The organism is Methylomagnum sp. (genome assembly GCF_054333355.1).
This window is the reverse complement of record NZ_JBTEKS010000043.1, coordinates 1-18583: the sequence shown is the minus strand read 5'-3', so window position 1 is coordinate 18583 and position 18583 is coordinate 1. Positions and strand designations below refer to the sequence as shown.

Sequence of the window (18583 nt, the reverse complement as noted above, 5' to 3'; positions counted from 1 at the left end):
CGTCCTGCAATGGCTGGCGAAGGAGCAACCCGACGCGCTGGCCTTGCAGGAAACCAAGACCGAGGACGACAAATTTGCCCTGGCCGAATTGACGGAAGCGGGCTACCGGGTGGTGTACAGCGGCCAGAAGACCTACAACGGTGTGGCCGTGCTAAGTAAGCGGCCTGCCGAAGACGCCGTGACCGATATTCCGGGGTTGGATGATCCACAGCGGCGCATCCTGGCCGTGACCGTGGACGGCTGGCGGATCGTCGATCTGTACGTGCCCAACGGCAGCGAGGTGGGTTCGGACAAATACGCCTACAAACTGGATTGGCTGGCGAAGGTGGGGGCTTGGCTGCGTTTGGAAGCGGAACGCCATCCGCGTTTAGTCGTGCTGGGCGATTTCAACATCGCGCCCGAGGACCGCGATGTGCATGACCCCGACGCATGGCGGGACAAAATCCTGTGCAGCACGCCGGAACGGGAGGCGTTCCGGGGCTGGTTGGACATTGGCTTGTGCGACGCCTTCCGGCATTTCGAGCAGGCCGACAAAAGCTTTAGCTGGTGGGATTACCGCATGAACGGCTTCCGCCGCAATCTGGGGCTGCGCATCGACCATGTCCTCATCAACGCCGCATTGCGGGAAAGCTGCCTCGCCTGTCGCATCGACAAGGAACCCCGCGCCCTGGAACGGCCTTCGGACCATGCCCCGGTGGTGGCGGAGTTCCGATGCGAATCAGGGGCTATCTGAACAGGACTTACGCAACTCCCCGTTCGTGCTGAGGTATCGAAGCATGAACGGGGAATTGCCCCGCCGTTCACCCCCTTCGACGCCGCTCAGGACAAGCTTCGATACCTCAGGGCGAACGGCGGGGGCAATGGCATTGCTGCGTAAGTCCTGTGAACGGCGCGGGAACGCCGAAAGCGCCCTATCGATCCGAAGCGCTCCCCGCCGTCGGCAGGTGACAAGGAATGAGCGCCCCCTTGCCCGACAGCCCGACCGGCGTGCAGGGAAGCTGGACCGCCACCCGCCGATGAATCTCCGCCATCCGGCGGTTTTCGGCGGCGGCTCGCTCATAAATGTTCGCCAGCCGTTCCGACAGGTTGACCGCATCCCGCCCATCCTGGCCGTAGAGATAGGTTTTGCCCTCGTACTGGTTTCCCAATAAGCGGGTGTCGTTGGCGCGAAGGCTGAGGTCGGCGGCGGCTTTGGCGTAATAGTCGGCCAGTTGCTCCTGGGTTTCGTAGGTCTCGGCCTTGAGGACGGCCACATTCATGTCCAGTGGCTCGGGCTTGGATTCGAAGTAGGCGCAGGCGGTCAGAAAAACCGGCAGGGCGAGCAGGGCGGATAGGGGGATTGGCTTCATGGTGTTCTTCCTTGATTTAAGCGGGCGGCGTGCCGAATGAGCGGAATGGTGCCGGGCGATGGCGTCCATGACCATTCCGGGCAGAGTCAAGTTTAGCGCCAAGCCTTGGGCTGGTACATAGCCCGCAAAGCCGTGGGAGCGGGCTTCAGCCCGCGCCATCCGAGTCTGATCGTGGGCTGAAGCCCACTCCCACTACCGTGTACTCGATCCGAAACCGCTTTAGGGCCAGTTTTCAATGCCCCGTCCGCGCGCAGGCCCAGACCTCGATTTTCTCGACCCCGGCCCGCCGCAGGGTTCTGGCGACCTCGTTGGCCGTCATGCCGGTGGTCAGCACGTCGTCGAGAATCGCCACATGCCGATAGGGCAAGGCGGACGGACAGGCGAAGGCCCGGCGGACATTCCGGCGGCGCTCCCTGGCGGTGAGTCGGGATTGGGCGGTGGTGGCGCGGACGCGGCGGCAGGCGTGAAGGTCCAGCGGAATCGCCAGCCGTCGGGAAACGACGCGGGCGATTTCAGTGGATTGGTTGAAGCCCCGCTTCCGGTAGCGGCTGGGGTGCAGCGGCACGGGGATGATGACTTCCGGGAGATTGGCGCGGCTTGCCAAGCTATCCGCGAGCAAGGCGCCGAGCAAGCGGGCGCTGGGATAGCGGGCACCGAACTTGAGCGACACGACGAGGTGGCGGACTGGCTCCTCGTAGTGAAGCGGCGCGTGGGCGGCGTCGAACACGGGCGGTCTTGTTTGGCATGGGCCGCAAAGCTGGGATTCGATGGACGCCAGCGGCACAGCGCAACGCGGGCAGGCCGTCATGATGCGCGGGAGTGAGTCGGCGCAAGGCTTGCACAAGTCGCGGCCCCGGTCGCCTGGGTCGCCGCACAGCAAGCAAGTGGGTGGATACAGCCAATCCTGTATAATGCGCGGCCATTTGTTCACCCATGCAATCTGTTCGAGTTGACGGCGGAGCGCCGTGAAGCCGCCAGAAGAGCCTTTCATCATCCCGGAGTTCTCCCGATGCTAGCCCAACAATCTTCCGCGAATGTAACAGGACGGCCCGCGCTTGCCGATGGTCTCGTGCGTCACGACTGGCGTCCCGACGAGGCCGAAGCCCTGTTCGCGTTGCCGTTCAATGATTTGATTTTCCGGGCGCAGGCGGTACACCGTGCGCACTTCGACCCCAACGAAGTCCAGGTGTCGAGCCTCCTCAGCATCAAGACTGGCGCTTGCTCCGAGGATTGCGCTTACTGCCCGCAAAGCGCCCGTTACGACACGGGACTGCCCCGCGAGGCGTTAATGCCGGTCGAGGATGTGCTGCAAGCGGCACGGCAAGCGAAAGCGCAGGGCGCGGGCCGGTTCTGCATGGGCGCGGCTTGGCGCAGTCCGAAGGATCGGGACATCGAGCGAGTTTGTGAAATGGTCGAGGGCGTCAAAGCGCTGGGAATGGAAACCTGCGTGACGCTCGGCATGTTGACCGACGGCCAGACGCGGCGCTTGAAAGAGGCCGGGTTGGACTACTACAACCACAACCTCGATACCTCCGAAGAGTATTACTCCGAAATCATCACCACCCGCACCTATCAAGATCGGCTCGATACCCTGGAACGGGTGCGCGAGGCGGGCCTGAACGTGTGCTGTGGCGGCATCGTCGGCATGGGCGAGGGCGACGCCGACCGCGCCGGGCTGCTGGTGCAGTTGGCGAACCTGCCTAAGCACCCGGAAAGCGTGCCCATCAATATGCTGGTGCAGGTCGAGGGCACGCCCTTGGCGGGTGCCGAAAAGCTCGATCCCTTCGTGTTCGTTCGCACCATCGCCGCCGCCAGGATCATGCTGCCCAAGTCACGGGTCCGGCTGTCCGCCGGGCGCACCGATATGAGCGATGAAATGCAGGCGCTGTGCTTCCTGGCCGGGGCCAATTCCATTTTCTACGGCGAACGGCTGCTGACCACCGACAACCCGGTGGCGGATAGCGACCGGCGTTTGTTCCAGCGGCTGGGGCTGCGGATGGCGGGACTGTGGGCCGAGACTTAGGCCGGTTCGGGAGCGTTAAGCCTGATGCGGCGTGACCAGTTGCGGGAACGGCTGGCCGAGATTGAGCGGCAAGGGCTGTACCGGCGGCGGCGGATTTTGGAAACGCCGCAGGGCGCGGAAGTCCTGTGCGACGGGCGGCGCTTAGTGAATTTCTCTGGGAATGATTACCTGGGGCTGGCGAATCATCCCGACGTGGTGGCGGCGTTGCGGCGCGGGGCCGAACATTATGGCGTCGGGTCCGGCGCGGCCCATTTGGTGTGCGGACACAGCCGCGCCCATCACGCGCTGGAAGAGGAATTGGCCGAGTTCACGGGCCGCGAGCGGGCTTTGCTGTTTTCCACTGGCTATATGGCGAATCTGGGCGTCATTTCCGCCTTGGCCGGGCGCGGCGATACGGTGTTCGAGGACCGGCTCAATCACGCCTCGCTGTTGGATGGCGCGTTATTGTCCGGGGCACGGCTCAAGCGTTATGCCCATGCCGACGTGGCGGCGTTGCGGACGGACATGGCGGATTGTTCTTCGCAAACCAAACTCATCGCGACCGACGGCGTGTTCAGCATGGATGGCGATGTCGCGCCGCTCGCCGATTTGGCGGCGGTGGCCCGTGAACACGACGCTTGGTTGATGGTGGACGATGCCCACGGACTGGGCGTATTGGCGGCGGACGGGCGGGGCACGCTGGCGCAGTGCGGATTGGGACAGGCCGACACGCCGATTCTGATGGGGACGCTGGGCAAGGCGTTCGGCACCTTCGGGGCATTCGTGGCGGGCTGTGCCGACTTGATCGAATTCCTGATCCAACGCGCCCGTACTTATATATATACGACGGCCCTGCCGCCCGCCGTGGCGGAAGCTACCCGCGTGGCATTGCGGCTGGTTCGTGCGGAATCTTGGCGGCGCGAGCATCTAAATCGGCTGGTCGCCCGGTTCCGGGCCGGTGCCGAGCAACTCGGTTTAAATCTGATGGACTCATCCACGCCCATTCAACCCATCGTGCTGGGCGACAACGAGGCGGCTGTGCGGGCCGGCCGGTGGCTGCTCGATGCTGGATTCTTGGTCGGCACGATTCGACCGCCCACCGTGCCGGCGGGAACGGCTCGGCTGCGGATCACCTTCACGGCGGCGCATACCGAGGCGCAGGTCGATGGCCTGTTAGAAGCGCTGACCGATTTAAATAGGAGCGCACCATGAGCCGCCGCCAGCCGGGATTGCACACGGAAAGCTTCGGTGTCGGCCCGGAACTGGTGCTGGTGCATGGCTGGGCGATGCACAGCGGGGTGTGGCGGGATTTCGCCGAACGGTTGGCGGATCGGGTTCGGGTGACCTTGATCGACCTGCCGGGCCATGGCTTGAGCGGCAACGTGGCGGATTTTTGTTTGGATAGCGTGGTTGCCGCCCTGGCCGACGCCGCGCCGCCTCGCGCCCATTGGTTGGGTTGGTCCTTGGGGGCTTTGCTGGCAACCGGTGTCGCGGAACGATTTCCGGGCCGGGTGCGTAGCCTCACTTTGCTAGCCGGTAGCCCGCGCTTCGTGGCGGAGCCGGATTGGCCCGGTGTCGAGGCGGGCTTGTTGGCGCAGGTCGCGGCCAATCTGGAGACGGATTTTTTCAAGACGCTCAAGCGCTTCATCGGGCTGCAAACCTTCGGCCAGGAGAACGCCCGCGCCCTGGCCCGACATATCGAGGCGTGCTTGGATGAGTTCGAGCCGCCCGAAGTCGCCGCCGTGCGCGGTGGTTTGGTTGTGCTGCAACAGGCCGACCTGCGCGATGCGCTGAGCCGTTCCGCCGCGCCGACCCTGGCCGTGCTGGGCGCCCATGACCGCTTGGTGCCGAAGGCGGTTGGCACCGCGTTGCGGGCGTTGGTGCCGAGCATCGAGGTGCATGTGTTGGACACGGCGGCGCATTTGCCCTTCGCGACCCATCCGGGCGAAACCGTCGGCTTGGTGCTGGATTTTATCCATCGCCATCATGTCGGAAGGAGCGAGGCGCGGTGAGTTACCGTTCGCTTGCCGCCCATCCCGAAAAGCGCTGGATTGGCCGCTCCTTTGCGGCGGCGGCGTCTGGCTATGACGGCGTGGCGGGTTTGCAGCGGGCGGTGGGTCATGACTTGCTGGCGCGCTGGCCGGAACGGCTGGCGTCGCCCGGTGTGATGGTGGATGTGGGCGCAGGGACCGGCTATTTCACCGCCGAGTTAATGAGCCGCTATCCCGCCGCTCATCTGGTCGCGCTTGATCTTGCCGAGGGAATGCTCCGCGTGGCGAAGCGCCGGTTTCCGCCGCCCGACCGTGGGTCATGGGTGTGCGGAGACGCCGAAGCCCTGCCGTTGGCGGATCGGTCGGTCGATGTGGTTTTCTCCAATCTCGCGATTCAATGGTGCCCGGACCTTGCAACCGTGTTCAGCGAGTTTCGCCGCGTGCTTAAACCGGACGGCGCCTTGCTGTTCAGTACCTTCGGCGAGGCCACGCTTGCCGAGTTGCGGGCGGCTTGGGCAGCGGTGGATAGCTATTCCCATGTCAATGATTTCACTCCAGTTGAAGACATGGCCGCCGCGTTGAACGAGGCCGGGTTTCGCGGAGCGTTGCTGGCGGCAGAAACCCGAATGCTGGAATACAGCGACCCTCTCGCGTTGATGCGGGAACTCAAGGGGTTGGGCGCCCACAACGTCACGGCGGGGCGGCGGCGGCATTTGACCGGCAAACGGGCTTTGCGGGAGATGCTTGGTGCTTACGGGGCCAAAGCCGGGACAGAAACGGGTGGGATTCGGGCTACGTTTGAGGTTGTATATGTCCGGGCAGGCGGAGAATTCGAGTGAGTAAGACGGCAAAAGGGTTTTTTATCACCGGCACCGATACCGGTGTGGGCAAGACTTGGGCAACACTGTGTTTGATGCGGGCCTTGCAAAGCCAGGGATTGAGCGTGGTGGGCATGAAGCCCGTGGCGACTGGCGCGGTGTGGCACGAGGGCCGCTGGGTGAACGAGGACGCCTTGGCTTTGCGGGATGCTGCGTCGATTCGCCTACCTTATGGGCAGGTCAACCCTTACGCGTTTGAGCCGCCAGTCTCCCCGCACATCGCGGCTGAGCTGGCCGGGGAAAGCATCGACTTGGCGCGAATTGTCCAAATCTTCGATGATCTGCGGCAATCCGCCGATTGCGTGCTGGTCGAAGGCGTGGGCGGTTGGCAGGCTCCGCTGAACCGACGGGAACGGGTGGCGGATCTCGCCGTGGCTTTGGACCTGCCAGTGATTCTAGTGGTGGGGCTGCGGTTAGGCTGCCTCAACCATGCCTTGCTGACTTATGAATCAATGAGGGCTTCGGGCGTCCGATTCGCTGGCTGGATTGCCAACCATGTGGCGCGTGATTTCCCATACGCCGCCGAAAACATCCAGACTATTGATTTGGCTCTGGGTTTGGCACCGCTGGTGCGCTTACCATATTTCGAATCGTCGTGCCAATGCGCGAAGGATGGGTTCGCGCCGCACGAAGCGGATGAAATCTTGCGTGTGCTAGCGCCTTAAGTTACATTCTGTGGAATTAAGCCTCGCCAAAAAAGACCCACCGATTGGGTGGGAAATCACGCACGTCTGTTGTGTGTATTTTGGCCGTTCAGATTCGAAGCCGGATCAGCTGGCTCCGGTCCCTTGGATAAACATGGGTTCGGGAATTGATTGATATGGTTGAGTCAGAACAGGACGTGATAACCGGCGATAGACGCATTATCCTGAGACCCAACGCCTCGCTGACTGAGCGACAGGTATGGCTTTTATTGGTTGTGGTCGCCCTGGTGATGGCTTGCATCGCGGTCGGGTTCGCGATGCTGGGTTTGTGGCTGGTGTTGCCATTTTCTGGGGCGGAATGGCTCCTTTTGGCGGTTTGCTTCAAGCTCAGTTTCAAATCTTGCAAGGTTCGCGAGGTCATCACCATCACCGAGGCGGCGGTGGTCTTGGAAAGAGGCCGGGATCGACCAGAGCAGACCTATCGATTCCAGCGGGCTTGGATGTCGCTGGACTGGATTAAGCCGCAGATTAAGGGCTATCCCAGCCGCTTGTCCTTCCGGCTGCATGGAAAACAAATCGAGATTGGGCATTTCTTGGCGGAGTCGGAGCGCGAAGCGCTAGCCCGCGAATTGCAACAGATTTTGATTAAAGCAAGTTAATTCGAGTTAGGTATTACCTTTACGATTGAGGAGAGGGCTCCGTGAAGAAATTAAAAGAACTGTTTGCAGTTTTGGGGTTGATGCTAGGCAGCAATGCGTACGCCGACTACACACTCAATCTGACGGAAGGCGTCACTGAACTCAGCCGCGACGTCCACGATTTGCATATGACTATCATGTGGATTTGCGTGGTCATCGGCGTCCTTGTGTATGGCGTCATGGTTTACTCCATTGTTCACCATCGCAAGTCCAAGGGCGTGGTGCCCGCTCGATTCCACGAGAACACCAAGCTGGAAATCGTTTGGACGATCATTCCCTTCCTGATTCTGTTGGTCATGGCCGTCCCCGCCACCAGGGTCATGCTCAATATCTACGACTTGGACAAGACCGCCGAGCCAGTGTCCATGACCATTAAAGTTACGGGCTATCAATGGAAGTGGCGGTACGAATATCTTGATGACGGCATTGATTTCTTCAGCACTCTCGACGCCAAAAGCAACGAGGCCCGCCAGTTGGGTTCCGATCTGAACCCGGCCAAGGTCGATAATTATCTTCTGAATGTGGATCATCCCTTGGTGATTCCGGTCAACAAAAAGATTCGCTTCCTGTTCACGGGGGCCGATGTAATCCACTCTTGGTGGGTGCCTGATTTCGGCTGGAAGATGGACACCATTCCCGGTTTCGTGACCGATAGGTGGGTTAAGGTGGAGAAGCCCGGTACTTATCGCGGCCAATGCACCGAGTTGTGCGGTCGGGACCATGGCTTCATGCCCATCGTCGTGATTGCCAAGCCGGAAGCAGAATACAACCAGTGGTTGGCCGAGCAGAAGAGCAACGGTGCGGCGGTTAAAGAGCAAGCCAAGGCTGAAACGGTCAAGACTTTCAGCAAGGATGAACTCATCGCCAAGGGCAAGGAAGTCTATAACGCCAATTGCGCGAGCTGCCATCAGGCCAGTGGCGAAGGCATTCCGGGCACTTTCCCGGCGATCACCAACAGCCCGTCCGCCAACGGACCCATTGGCGAGCATGTTAAGGTGGTGTTGAAGGGCAAGGGCCAGATGATGCCCGCCTTTGAGTCCACGCTGACCCCCGCTGAAATCGCCGCTGTGGTGACCTTCCAGAGGAACGGCTTGGGCAACAGCAAGGGCGACATGGTTCAGCCCGCCGAAGTGCCAGCTAAGAATTAACCGATCAACATTGTGACGAGGTCAAACGCTATGTCAGCAACAGCGGCTACTCACGACGACCACCACGACGACCACCATGGTCCCGCCAAGGGGTTGTTGAGATGGGTGTTCACCACCAACCATAAGGACATCGGAACCTTATACCTGATTACCTCGCTGGCCATGTTCATGGTTGGCGGTGCTATGGCCTTAATAATCCGGGCCGAATTATTCCAGCCGGGCCTGCAATTCGTTGACCCGACGTTCTTCAACTCAATGACCACCCTCCATGCGCTGATCATGGTGTTCGGCGCGGTCATGCCGGCTTTCGCCGGGCTGGCCAATTGGATGATTCCGATGATGATCGGTGCGCCCGATATGGCCCTGCCCCGCTTGAACAACTGGAGCTACTGGTTGCTGCCTTTCGCCGCAATCATGCTGGTCAGCACCTTGTTCATGGACGGTGGTGCCGCCGCCGCCGGTTGGACGTTGTATCCGCCCCTGGTCTTGCAGACTGGCGCCGCGCTGCCCTTCACCATTTTCACGGTTCACATCCTGGGTGTTTCCTCGATTTTGGCGGCCATCAACATCATCGTCACCATATTGAATATGCGGGCACCAGGCATGACCCTGATGAAGATGCCGCTGTTCGTATGGACTTGGCTGATTACCGCCTTCCTGCTGGTCGCGATCATGCCGGTATTCGCGGGTGCCGTGACCATGCTGCTGACCGACAAGTTCTTTGGCACCAGCTTCTTCAACGCGGCGGGCGGCGGCGACCCTGTCCTGTATCAGCACTTGTTCTGGTTCTTTGGCCACCCGGAAGTGTACGTGCTGATTCTGCCGTCCTTCGGCGTGGTTTCCCAAATCATCCCGACCTTCGCCCGCAAGCCCCTGTTCGGCTATAGCTCAATGGTCTACGCCACGGGATCCATCGGCTTCCTGTCGTTCATCGTTTGGGCGCACCACCAGTACACTGTCGGTATGCCCATTGAAGGCGAGCTTTTCTTCACCTACGCCACCATGTTGATCGCCGTCCCCACGGGCGTGAAGGTGTTCAACTGGCTTGCGACCATGTGGGAAGGTGCGATGACCTTTGAAACCCCGATGCTGTGGGCCATCGCTTTCGTAGCGTTGTTCACCATGGGTGGCTTGACGGGGCTGATGATGTCCATTTCCCCGGCGGACCTTCAGTACCACGACACCTATTTCATCGTGGCGCATTTCCACTATACGCTGGTGACTGGAGCGGTATTCGCCATTATCGCAGCCGTCTATTACTGGCTGCCGAAATGGACTGGCGTCATGTATGACGAGCGTCTGGGCAAGCTGCACTTCTGGCTGACCGTCATTTCCGTCAACCTATGCTTCTTCCCTCAGCATTTCTTAGGGCTGGCCGGTATGCCGCGCCGTATCCCTGACTATGCGCTGCAATTCGCCGAGTTCAACGCGTGGTCCAGCGTGGGTGCCTTCATTTTCGGTTTCTCCCAGCTCATTCTTTGCTACGTAGTGATTAAGGCCATCCGTGGCGAAGGTGAAAGGGTGAGCGGTGAAGTGTGGGAAGGTGCGACAGATCACGGCTTGGAGTGGAATCTGCCGTCCCCGCCCCCATACCACACTTGGGAAACGGCACCTGAAATCAAGTAATGAGGATTGGCGATCCCCGTCCGCAGGCTAGCGGGCGGGGGCGCATCGAGCGACATGGATATTCGTAAAAAAAATATATTATTGGCGGTTTTGATTGCGGCGGCTGCCGTGGGCTTGTACATTTATTCGATACTTCACGTTATTTCTACGCTAAGCCATTAAGTGGATAATCCAAAGAAAGCTAGGTCAAACGCACGGTTGATATGGCCGATGGCGCTGGTGGTGGTGGCGATGTTCGGCTTCGGATTCGCCTTGGTTCCACTGTATGATGTTTTTTGCGAACTCACTGGCTTGAACGGCAAGGTGAAAACCGAGGCCGTGGCTGAAGCCGATTACAAGGTGGACGAGGCACGGGAGATTACCATTGAGTTCGTGACCACCCTGAACCAGGGTATGCCTCTGGCATTCCGGGCGGAAAAGCCCAAGATGAAAATTCACCCGGGCCAATATTACACAGTGAAGTTTTTTGGGGAGAATCAAACCGACCGCAAAATGGTTGGACGGGCCATACCTAGTATTGCGCCGGGTTGGGCTACCCAATACCTAAAGAAAACCCAATGCTTTTGTTTTTCGGAGCAGGAATTCGAGCCGCATAAGCAACGGGAAATGCCGGTCAGATTCGTGATAAACCCGGCTTTACCAGATAATGTAAAAGACATTACGCTTTCCTACACTTTCTTCGATATTACAGACAAGAAGCAAAATTAAGGCAAGATCAACGTTCACAGAGCAGGGGCATACCATGGCAATCAAGAGCGAATATTACTTACCGCACAAGGCGAGTCACCCAATCCTGGGATCAATCGGCTTGTTCACGCTACTCGCGGGTTTCTCGAATTTTCTGAATGGCTCCTCGATTGGCGCCCCGATGATGTGGCTGGGCGGGGCCATTCTGATTTATATGTTGTATGGCTGGTTTGGTACTGTGATACGGGAAAGTGTGTCCGGTATTTATAATCACCAAGTGGATGTTTCTTTCCGCATGGGGATGATCTGGTTTATTACCTCCGAAGTGTTCTTCTTCGCGGCGTTTTTCGGTGCCCTTTATTACACCCGCAATTACGCGCTCCCGTGGATGAGTGGCGAAGGTTCGGCGTTGGGCATAGATACCCATGCCCAACTATGGAGTTCGTTTGAAAATGTTTGGCCCACCAACGGACCTGGTCATGTTGGCGGTGTTGATGGCGAATTCGAACCCATGGGCGCGTGGGGCGTTCCGGCGATAAACACCTTGGTCCTGCTGACCAGTGGCCTGACCGTCACTCTGGCCCATTGGGGATTGCTGGCCGGCGACCGCCAAAAGCTAATCAAATGGCTGACCGCCACGGTTGGACTGGGCTTTTTGTTCGTGGTTTTGCAGGGCTTCGAATATCACGAGGCATACACCGAAATGGGCCTGACCCTCGGCACGGGCATTTACGGTTCAACCTTCTTCATGCTAACCGGCTTCCATGGTCTTCACGTCAGCATCGGTGCCATCATGCTCACCGTTGTTTTGCTGCGTAGCGCCAAGGGCCATTTTAGCCCGGAACACCATTTCGCTTTTGAGGCGGCAGCATGGTACTGGCACTTCGTTGACGTGGTTTGGCTGGGCCTGTTCATTTTTGTCTACTGGCTGTAAAGCGAAAACTCAGTAGAAGCCGATTGAAAAGGGCGTTTCCCTGAACAGGGAAACGCCCTTTGTTTTTGAAAACCCCACGGCAAGACTGGCGGGGGCGATTATTGTTTACTCAATATGGGCGGCAGCTTAATGGCACCCTCAAATAAAGCGCCCACGTCAACCCGATCAAAGCGGTAATGGCGGTTGCAAAACTCGCAGTCAATTTCAATAACTTCCCGTTCATTGAGGATTGACGCGGCTTGCGCCTGCCCTAAATTCAAAATTAGCCCTTCAATTCGTTCCTTGGAACAACCGCATTTAAAGAGAATGGGTTCGGCTTCAAAAATCCGGACCTTTTCTTCATTGAAAAGGCGGTACAGCAAGTCCCCGGCGGGCAGGCTTGCCAACTCCGAATGGGTTAGTGTGTCCGCCAAGCAAGTGACCCGATCCCAGTCGTGAGGATTCTTGCGGTTCGAGGGCAATTCCTGGATGAGCAGCCCGGCGGCCCGTTCCTCGTTGGCTGTAAGCCATAGACGTGTCGCCAATTGTTCAGAAAGTTGAAAATAGGTTTGCAGTGCCTCGGCCAAATTGTTGCCTTCGAGGGCGACGATTCCCTGATAAGGCTCGCTGCCTTCGTTCAGGATGGTCAACGCCAGATTGCCATCGCCATAAATCTCCCGCAAAGTGTTCCCGGATAACTCGCCGTTCCAATGGGCCAAGCCGCGAATGGTTCGTTCGTGCGTGGCTTGAGCGACCAAGGTGCTTAGCGGGCCAGGACTTTGTGTTTGCAGAATCAGCGAGCCTTTGAACTTGATGGTGGCGGAAAGCAGCGTGGCGGCGGCCAGTGCTTGCCCAAGCTGAGAGCGTACAACCGATGGGTAGGCGTGATTTGCTTGAATGGATAACCAACTGGAGTCGAGGCGAACCAAGGCTCCACGAATGCCTATGTCTTCGAACAGAAAGCGTTGTAAATGGTCGAATTCGTTCATTGTTAATAGTTGATAAAAGCGAAGTCGGCATTATAGAAGCGCTGGTAACGAGCGCCACCGATTTCAATTCGATAGTTCGATAAAATACAGCCTACTTGCCAAATGGAAGCCAATGCGGGAGAAGAAGATGATATTCGGAAAGAAACCTGTCTTACCTGAACCCTCTCGGGCTTTGCCGGGCCGCACTACCGGTATGCCTGTCCCGGAGTTCCATTATGTGACTGGCCACCCAATGCAGCCGCCCTATCCAGAAGGAATGGAGATGGCGATGTTTGGCATGGGCTGTTTCTGGGGGGCGGAACGATATTTCTGGCGGATCAAGGGGGTATATGTCACGGCGGTTGGATATACGGGAGGATATACTAGAAATCCTACGTATGACGAGGTGTGTGGCGGTCTGACGGGTCATGCCGAAGTGGTGCGCGTGATTTTTGATCCCTCCATGATTCCATATACTGAATTGCTGAAATATTTCTGGGAGGCCCATAATCCCACGCAGGGAATGAGGCAGGGTAATGATGTCGGAACCCAATACCGATCCACTATTTATGCCTATACCGAACAGCAAAAAAGTTTGGCCGAGACCTCAGCGCGGGCTTACCAAGCGGCTTTGTCGAAGGCGGGAAAAACTGGGGTAATCACCACGGAGATTACCGAGGCTGGAATGTTTTACCATGCCGAGCCATACCATCAGCAATATTTGGCCAAAAACCCCGAGGGATATTGTGGTCTGGGTGGCTTGGGTGTTGTTTGCCCGGCGGTGGATGTCGAGATTGGGTAGTTAGGGGGCATCGCTTGTGGAGGATGGCGAGTGGCCGAGGCGCTGGATTATCAGGCTAGTTTAAAATTCAAATATCAAAGATCAAGTTAAATATTATTAATGAGCATACCAACCCCAATTATTCCGGCAACCGATTCCCGCCAGAATCTACGATGGCTGTTCGTGTTGCGAAATCTTATGATTTGTGGAGAGGCGCTGGCTATATTAATTAGCCTTTACGGGTTGGATATTCCGCTCCGTGAAGTGCCTTTATGGGGTATTTTGACTTTTTTGGCCGCGTTTAACTGGTGGACATGGCTGCGGCTTGGCTCCAATGAGCCAATTGCTGAGATTGAGTTATTTATTCAGTTGTCCTTCGATGTGCTAGCCATTACCGCAATTCTGTATTTTACCGGCGGTGCCACCAATCCGATTGCCTGGTTTTTTCTGTTGCCACTTATTATCGCGGCCACAGTATTACCCCAGGAATATACGTGGTACATGGTGATCTTCACATCGGGGTGTTATACCCTTCTCATGGGGTTCTATGAGCCTTTGCCAGATATGCGGCCCATGACCCTTCAAGGGGATTCGCCTCATATGGTTCACGCCGCCATGATGCAAGGGAATGACCTTGAATTGCATGTGTTTGGAATGTGGTTTGGATTTGTATTCAGCGCGGTATTGGTGGCGTATTTCGTCGTTGAAATGGCCAATACCCTAAGGGGACACGAACGGCGATTGGCGGAGGCAAGAGAGCAAAGCTTGCGTAGCGAGCGGGTCGTTGCTCTAGGAACGCTGGCCGCGGGTGCCGCCCATGAAATGGGAACGCCTTTGGGCACCATGGCGATATTAATCCACGAGATAGAGAGTGAGTGTGAGTGTGCCAATAATGGCGAGTTGCTTGAAAAAATGAGAATTCTCCGCGAGCAGGTGGCCCGTTGTAAAAAAGCGCTATCGGTGATGTCGGCCACCGCCGGGGAAATTCGCGCTGAGTCGGGACATATCATGCCCTTGACGGCTTTCTTGGACGCCACGGTCGAGAGCTGGCGAAGGCAGCGGCGAAAATCCATCCTTGAGTATCAAAAATCCGGGCCGCCGCCCGCGCCGTCCATTTTGGCCGAACAAACACTCTCCCATGCCTTGATTAACATCTTAAATAACGCGGCGGAAGTCTCCCCCCAAGGGATTGAGCTTCATGCGCAGTGGGATATCGAGGGCGCCATCACGCTCCGCATCCTGGATTCGGGGCCGGGCATCGCGCCGGCCATTTCCAAGCAACTGGGGAAGACGCCGGTTTCAACCAAGGAGCAGGGACTTGGGGTGGGCCTGTTCCTCGCTTTCGCCACGATAGAACGCCTTGGCGGCCGGATCGAGATGATTCCCCGCCCTGAAGGCGGAACCTGTACGAAAATTGTTTTACTGGCCTCTCATTAGGAGTTATGAGCATGGAAGACACGATGATCGCCCTCACGCCTCACCCGGTTCTGCTGCTTGTGGATGATGATCCGACGTTTTGTGGGGTGCTTAAGCAGGCGTTGGCGAAGCGCGGATTCGAGGTTCACGCGGCCACCGATGTGGAGAGTGGCGTGACGCTGGCGGAGGAGATTGAGCCGGAATACGCGGTGGTCGATCTTCGAATTGGGCATGATTCCGGGTTGGTGCTGGTGAGAAAGCTGCACGAACTCGACGCCAATACACGGATCGTGATGCTGACCGGCTTCGCCAGCATCGCCACGGCGGTCGAGGCGATCAAGCTGGGCGCGATTCAATACCTGACCAAGCCCGCCGACGCCGATGAGATCGTCGCGGCCTTGCACAAGGACGAAGGTGACGACTCCGTGGAAATCAAGGAAAAGCCGTTGTCGGTTCGGCGGCTGGAATGGGAGCATCTGCAAAAGGTCTTGGTCGAGCATGGCGGCAATATCTCCGCCGCCGCCCGCGCCTTGGGAATGCACCGTCGAACCTTGCAGCGGAAGCTGGAGAAAAGGCCGGTAAAGGAGTGACGGAATTTGTCACCTATTGACGGAATGCGGATCGTTCATGACCGAGCCACCGGGGGAATGCGCCTAAATGTAAGGCTTCGTGAGTTGGCACTCTTCATGCTGTTATCCAATCGACGCGGCCTAAAGCGCGCAGCTTGACCGCTTACATCCGTTCAATTAACAAAACCTCCATGGAGTTCGCCATGAAAACGTTTTCCAAAAAACAACAGGGCTTCACCCTGATCGAGTTGATGATCGTGGTCGCGATCATCGGTATTTTGTCAGCCATCGCTGTTCCCGCTTATCAGGATTACGCGGTGCGTGCGAAGGTGAAGGAAGGTCTGGACCTGTCCGCCCCCGCTAAGCAGTCCGTGGGTGATTACTGGTCTTCGAAAACTTTATTGCCTCCCTCGAATGTTTCGGCGGGTTTGCCTGCTGCTGCTAGTATTGTTGGCACCTATGTGACCTCCGTCGATGTGGGCACCGCAGGTCGTGGCATTATTACGATTACCTATAACGCCGCAGAATCGAAACTGAACGGCAAGACGATCCTGCTGACGCCTGCCACCACGGTGGGCAGCGTGATGTGGAACTGCAAAAACGGTACGCTTGAAGCCAAGTATCGGCCTGCTGAATGCCGCTCCTAATAGCTTAATTAGTTAAGCTAAGCCCGACACAAAAGGCCGCAATATAACGCGGCCTTTTGTTTGAGACCCCATGAATTATTATTTCGCAATGCAAAGGTTACTGTGGCGATGAGCGTTCAGATGAACAAAATCAATGCCCAGCGAGGCTTTAACCTGATCGAGCTTATGTTAGCACTCTCGATAGTCGCTATCCTGAGTTCGTTAGCCATGCTAACTTTTGAAGAATACAGCGTCCGTTCAAAAGTTAAGGAAGGGTTGGACTTAACCGCTCCAGCCAAGCAAGCTGTGGCTGACTATTATTCATCGAAATCTAACTTGCCCATTACCAATGCCATGGCGGGCCTACCAAATTCTGCCAGTATCGTGGGCCGTTACACAGAGTCTGTTGAAATAGGTGCTAACGGAACTATCAAGGTTACCTATAATAACTCTGAAATAAGATTGGCCTCTATGACAATAATTCTTGCGCCCACTACCACGACAGGCAGCGTAAGATGGAGCTGCAAAACGGGCACGCTAGTGAGCAAATATCGGCCTAGCGAATGTCGATAAATTGTTGATGAATACCGCTAAAGCACCATATTTAGGTAAGGCCCAATATTACGTGCTGGCATTGGGTTTAGTGATTACTGTTCTGGTTTATTATTCTGGACTTTCGGGGGATTTTCAGTTTGACGATACCTTAAATATATTGCAGAACAACCGTGTCGCCATTACCCAGTTAGATATAGAACACATTCGGAATGTGCTGCTCTCTGGGTTTAGTGGCCCATTAGGACGGCCTGTGGCGATGCTAAGCTTCGCAATTAATTATTATTTTGCTGGGCTTAATCCGTTTTACTTCAAGCTCACCAACTTAGTGATACACCTTTTTAATGGGTTAGGGATATTTTTTCTTACTCGCTCATTGCTCCAAGCCTACCAAACGCATCGGCTACCAGAACTCTCCCAGTCACATATTCAATGGCTAAGTCTAATACTCTGCATGGCTTGGCTACTGCATCCGCTTAATCTGACTAGCGTCTTATATGTCGTGCAGCGCATGACTAGCCTAGCAACTTTATTCACGTTGGGCGGGTTAATCTTTTATATTCGGGGAAGACAGCGCTTATTCGATGGCAAAGCTGGCATCGCACAGATAGTGGTCGGCTTGCTAATATTTATGCCGCTCTCGTTATTGAGTAAAGAAATTGGTGCCTTGCTGCCGTTATTTTTGTTCGCCATCGAATGGGTTCTATTTGATTTTAAAGCGGCTGATAGTTTTTCCCGCCGGTTTTTGTTTTGTCTATTCGGAATCACGGTGGCGATACCCGCCTTGGGTTTTTTGATGCTCGTTATCACTCAACCAGAGTGGGTCACTGGTGGCTATCTCATCAGAGATTTCACGCTTCCAGAGCGGCTTATGACCGAGGCGCGTATTATATGGTTTTATTTATGGATGATAGTATTTCCTAATAATTCAAAGCTGGGAATGTATCACGATGATATTTCTATTTCTCAAGGTTTCTTTGAGCCTCATAGTACATTAATTGCTGTTGTGGGGGTTGCTTCTCTCCTAGCTATCGCCTTTATTGCCCGCAAGCGTGCCCCAATTCTCTCGCTGGGATTGTTGTTATTCTTGGTCGGACATAGCTTGGAATCCAGTATTTTTCCGTTAGAGTTGGCTCATGAACACCGTAACTACTTTCCCATTTATGGCATCCTGCTCATCATTTTTTATTATCTACTGCATCCACTTTTATTAACCGAGAGCTTTCGATTACGATATGTTCTTGCTGTACTGTTTATTTCGTTATTAGGATTAACCACAGCGGTACGAGCCTCCTATTGGGGGAATTGGATGGAGCATGGCTTAATTGAGGCGGCCCATCATCCAGATTCTTCCCGCGCTAATTATGAAGCTGGGCGGACAGTGTGGGTATTAATGATGGCGAATGAAGATACGGCCAAAGAGAAATATTACGAGCAAGCGCATTATTATTTTGAGCGATCGGCTATGCTACAAAAAAGTAGCATTACCGGATTGAGTGCGATAATTCGTTTGGATTTTGCAATGGGAAAGCCGCTTAATTTAGATGTGCTGGCCTCACTCCGACAACGCTTGGAGCGGGGGCCTTTCGCGCCGGACGGTGCCTCTATGTTGATTAGCCTCAGCGAATGCCGGATGGATGGCCAATGCCGGTTTTCTCCATCTGAAATAGAATCCATCTTCCAGTCCGCCTTCCGCAATCCAACCTTATCTGGCCAGGCAGCCGCCGCCATCTAT

Annotated in this window: 20 protein-coding genes; 17 read left to right on the top strand and 3 right to left on the bottom strand. The window is 56.3% G+C overall.

The annotated features are described in order from the left end of the window. On the top strand, positions 1-733 hold a 733-nt coding region (xth, locus tag ACXWUF_RS05630; RefSeq protein WP_458493689.1), incomplete at its 5' end, for an exodeoxyribonuclease III. A gap of 178 nt (positions 734-911) precedes the next feature. Here the strand turns inward: xth and ACXWUF_RS05625 are convergent. Both ACXWUF_RS05625 and ACXWUF_RS05620 read right to left on the bottom strand, forming a co-directional pair. Next, positions 912-1349, bottom strand: a complete 438-nt coding sequence (locus ACXWUF_RS05625; RefSeq protein WP_458493688.1) for a hypothetical protein — start codon at positions 1347-1349, stop codon at positions 912-914. A gap of 232 nt (positions 1350-1581) precedes the next feature. Further along, positions 1582-2343 (bottom strand): ComF family protein, encoded by a 762-nt coding sequence (locus tag ACXWUF_RS05620; RefSeq protein WP_458493687.1) that lies wholly within the window; start codon positions 2341-2343, stop codon positions 1582-1584. Positions 2344-2358: 15 nt separating this feature from the next. On the opposite strand from ACXWUF_RS05620, the gene bioB reads away from it, so the two are divergent. The 10 genes from bioB (at position 2359) to ACXWUF_RS05570 (ending at position 11957) form a co-directional block, all read left to right on the top strand. Then, on the top strand, positions 2359-3372 hold the full coding sequence (gene bioB, locus ACXWUF_RS05615; protein ID WP_458493686.1) for a biotin synthase BioB: 1014 nt from the start codon (positions 2359-2361) through the stop codon (positions 3370-3372). Between the two features lie 24 nt (positions 3373-3396). Next, positions 3397-4563, top strand: a complete 1167-nt coding sequence (bioF, locus tag ACXWUF_RS05610) for an 8-amino-7-oxononanoate synthase (RefSeq protein WP_458493685.1) — start codon at positions 3397-3399, stop codon at positions 4561-4563. Continuing rightward, positions 4560-5363: a pimeloyl-ACP methyl ester esterase BioH gene (gene bioH, locus ACXWUF_RS05605; protein ID WP_458493684.1), complete on the top strand. Its 804-nt coding sequence runs from the start codon at positions 4560-4562 to the stop codon at positions 5361-5363. Before bioF ends, bioH begins: the two co-directional genes overlap by 4 nt. Then, entirely contained in the window at positions 5360-6181 is an 822-nt protein-coding gene (gene bioC, locus ACXWUF_RS05600) for a malonyl-ACP O-methyltransferase BioC (protein ID WP_458493683.1), read from the top strand. The genes bioH and bioC overlap by 4 nt, the downstream gene beginning before the upstream one ends. Continuing rightward, on the top strand, positions 6178-6885 hold the full coding sequence (gene bioD, locus ACXWUF_RS05595) for a dethiobiotin synthase (protein ID WP_458493682.1): 708 nt from the start codon (positions 6178-6180) through the stop codon (positions 6883-6885). The genes bioC and bioD overlap by 4 nt, the downstream gene beginning before the upstream one ends. A gap of 155 nt (positions 6886-7040) precedes the next feature. Then, positions 7041-7523, top strand: a complete 483-nt coding sequence (locus tag ACXWUF_RS05590) for a DUF2244 domain-containing protein (protein ID WP_458493681.1) — start codon at positions 7041-7043, stop codon at positions 7521-7523. 41 nt (positions 7524-7564) lie between these two features. After that, positions 7565-8710 (top strand): cytochrome c oxidase subunit II, encoded by a 1146-nt coding sequence (coxB, locus tag ACXWUF_RS05585; RefSeq protein WP_458493680.1) that lies wholly within the window; start codon positions 7565-7567, stop codon positions 8708-8710. Positions 8711-8740: 30 nt separating this feature from the next. Next, positions 8741-10336, top strand: a complete 1596-nt coding sequence (gene ctaD, locus ACXWUF_RS05580; protein ID WP_458493679.1) for a cytochrome c oxidase subunit I — start codon at positions 8741-8743, stop codon at positions 10334-10336. Between the two features lie 162 nt (positions 10337-10498). Continuing rightward, the gene (locus tag ACXWUF_RS05575) at positions 10499-11044 is read left to right on the top strand and encodes a cytochrome c oxidase assembly protein (RefSeq protein ID WP_458493678.1); all 546 of its coding nucleotides are present in this window, start codon (positions 10499-10501) and stop codon (positions 11042-11044) included. A 34-nt stretch (positions 11045-11078) separates the two neighbouring features. Next, positions 11079-11957, top strand: coding sequence for a cytochrome c oxidase subunit 3 (locus tag ACXWUF_RS05570; RefSeq protein ID WP_458493677.1), 879 nt, complete (start codon positions 11079-11081; stop codon positions 11955-11957). Positions 11958-12055: 98 nt separating this feature from the next. Here ACXWUF_RS05570 and hslO read toward each other — a convergent pair whose 3' ends face one another. Continuing rightward, positions 12056-12925: an Hsp33 family molecular chaperone HslO gene (hslO, locus tag ACXWUF_RS05565; RefSeq protein WP_458493676.1), complete on the bottom strand. Its 870-nt coding sequence runs from the start codon at positions 12923-12925 to the stop codon at positions 12056-12058. Between the two features lie 127 nt (positions 12926-13052). On the opposite strand from hslO, the gene msrA reads away from it, so the two are divergent. The 6 genes from msrA to ACXWUF_RS05535 form a co-directional block, all read left to right on the top strand. Beyond that, positions 13053-13706, top strand: a complete 654-nt coding sequence (msrA, locus tag ACXWUF_RS05560; RefSeq protein ID WP_458493675.1) for a peptide-methionine (S)-S-oxide reductase MsrA — start codon at positions 13053-13055, stop codon at positions 13704-13706. Positions 13707-13805: 99 nt separating this feature from the next. Then, positions 13806-15122 (top strand): ATP-binding protein, encoded by a 1317-nt coding sequence (locus tag ACXWUF_RS05555; RefSeq protein ID WP_458493674.1) that lies wholly within the window; start codon positions 13806-13808, stop codon positions 15120-15122. An 11-nt stretch (positions 15123-15133) separates the two neighbouring features. Next, the gene (locus ACXWUF_RS05550) at positions 15134-15691 is read left to right on the top strand and encodes a response regulator transcription factor (RefSeq protein WP_458493673.1); all 558 of its coding nucleotides are present in this window, start codon (positions 15134-15136) and stop codon (positions 15689-15691) included. Positions 15692-15873: 182 nt separating this feature from the next. Further along, entirely contained in the window at positions 15874-16317 is a 444-nt protein-coding gene (locus ACXWUF_RS05545; RefSeq protein ID WP_458493672.1) for a pilin, read from the top strand. Positions 16318-16437: 120 nt separating this feature from the next. Continuing rightward, positions 16438-16869 carry a pilin gene (locus ACXWUF_RS05540; RefSeq protein WP_458493671.1) on the top strand — a complete coding sequence of 144 codons (432 nt, stop codon included), beginning with the start codon at positions 16438-16440 and terminating at the stop codon, positions 16867-16869. Positions 16870-16876: 7 nt separating this feature from the next. Then, positions 16877-18583: hypothetical protein (locus ACXWUF_RS05535; RefSeq protein ID WP_458493670.1), on the top strand; the 1707-nt coding region annotated here is incomplete at its 3' end.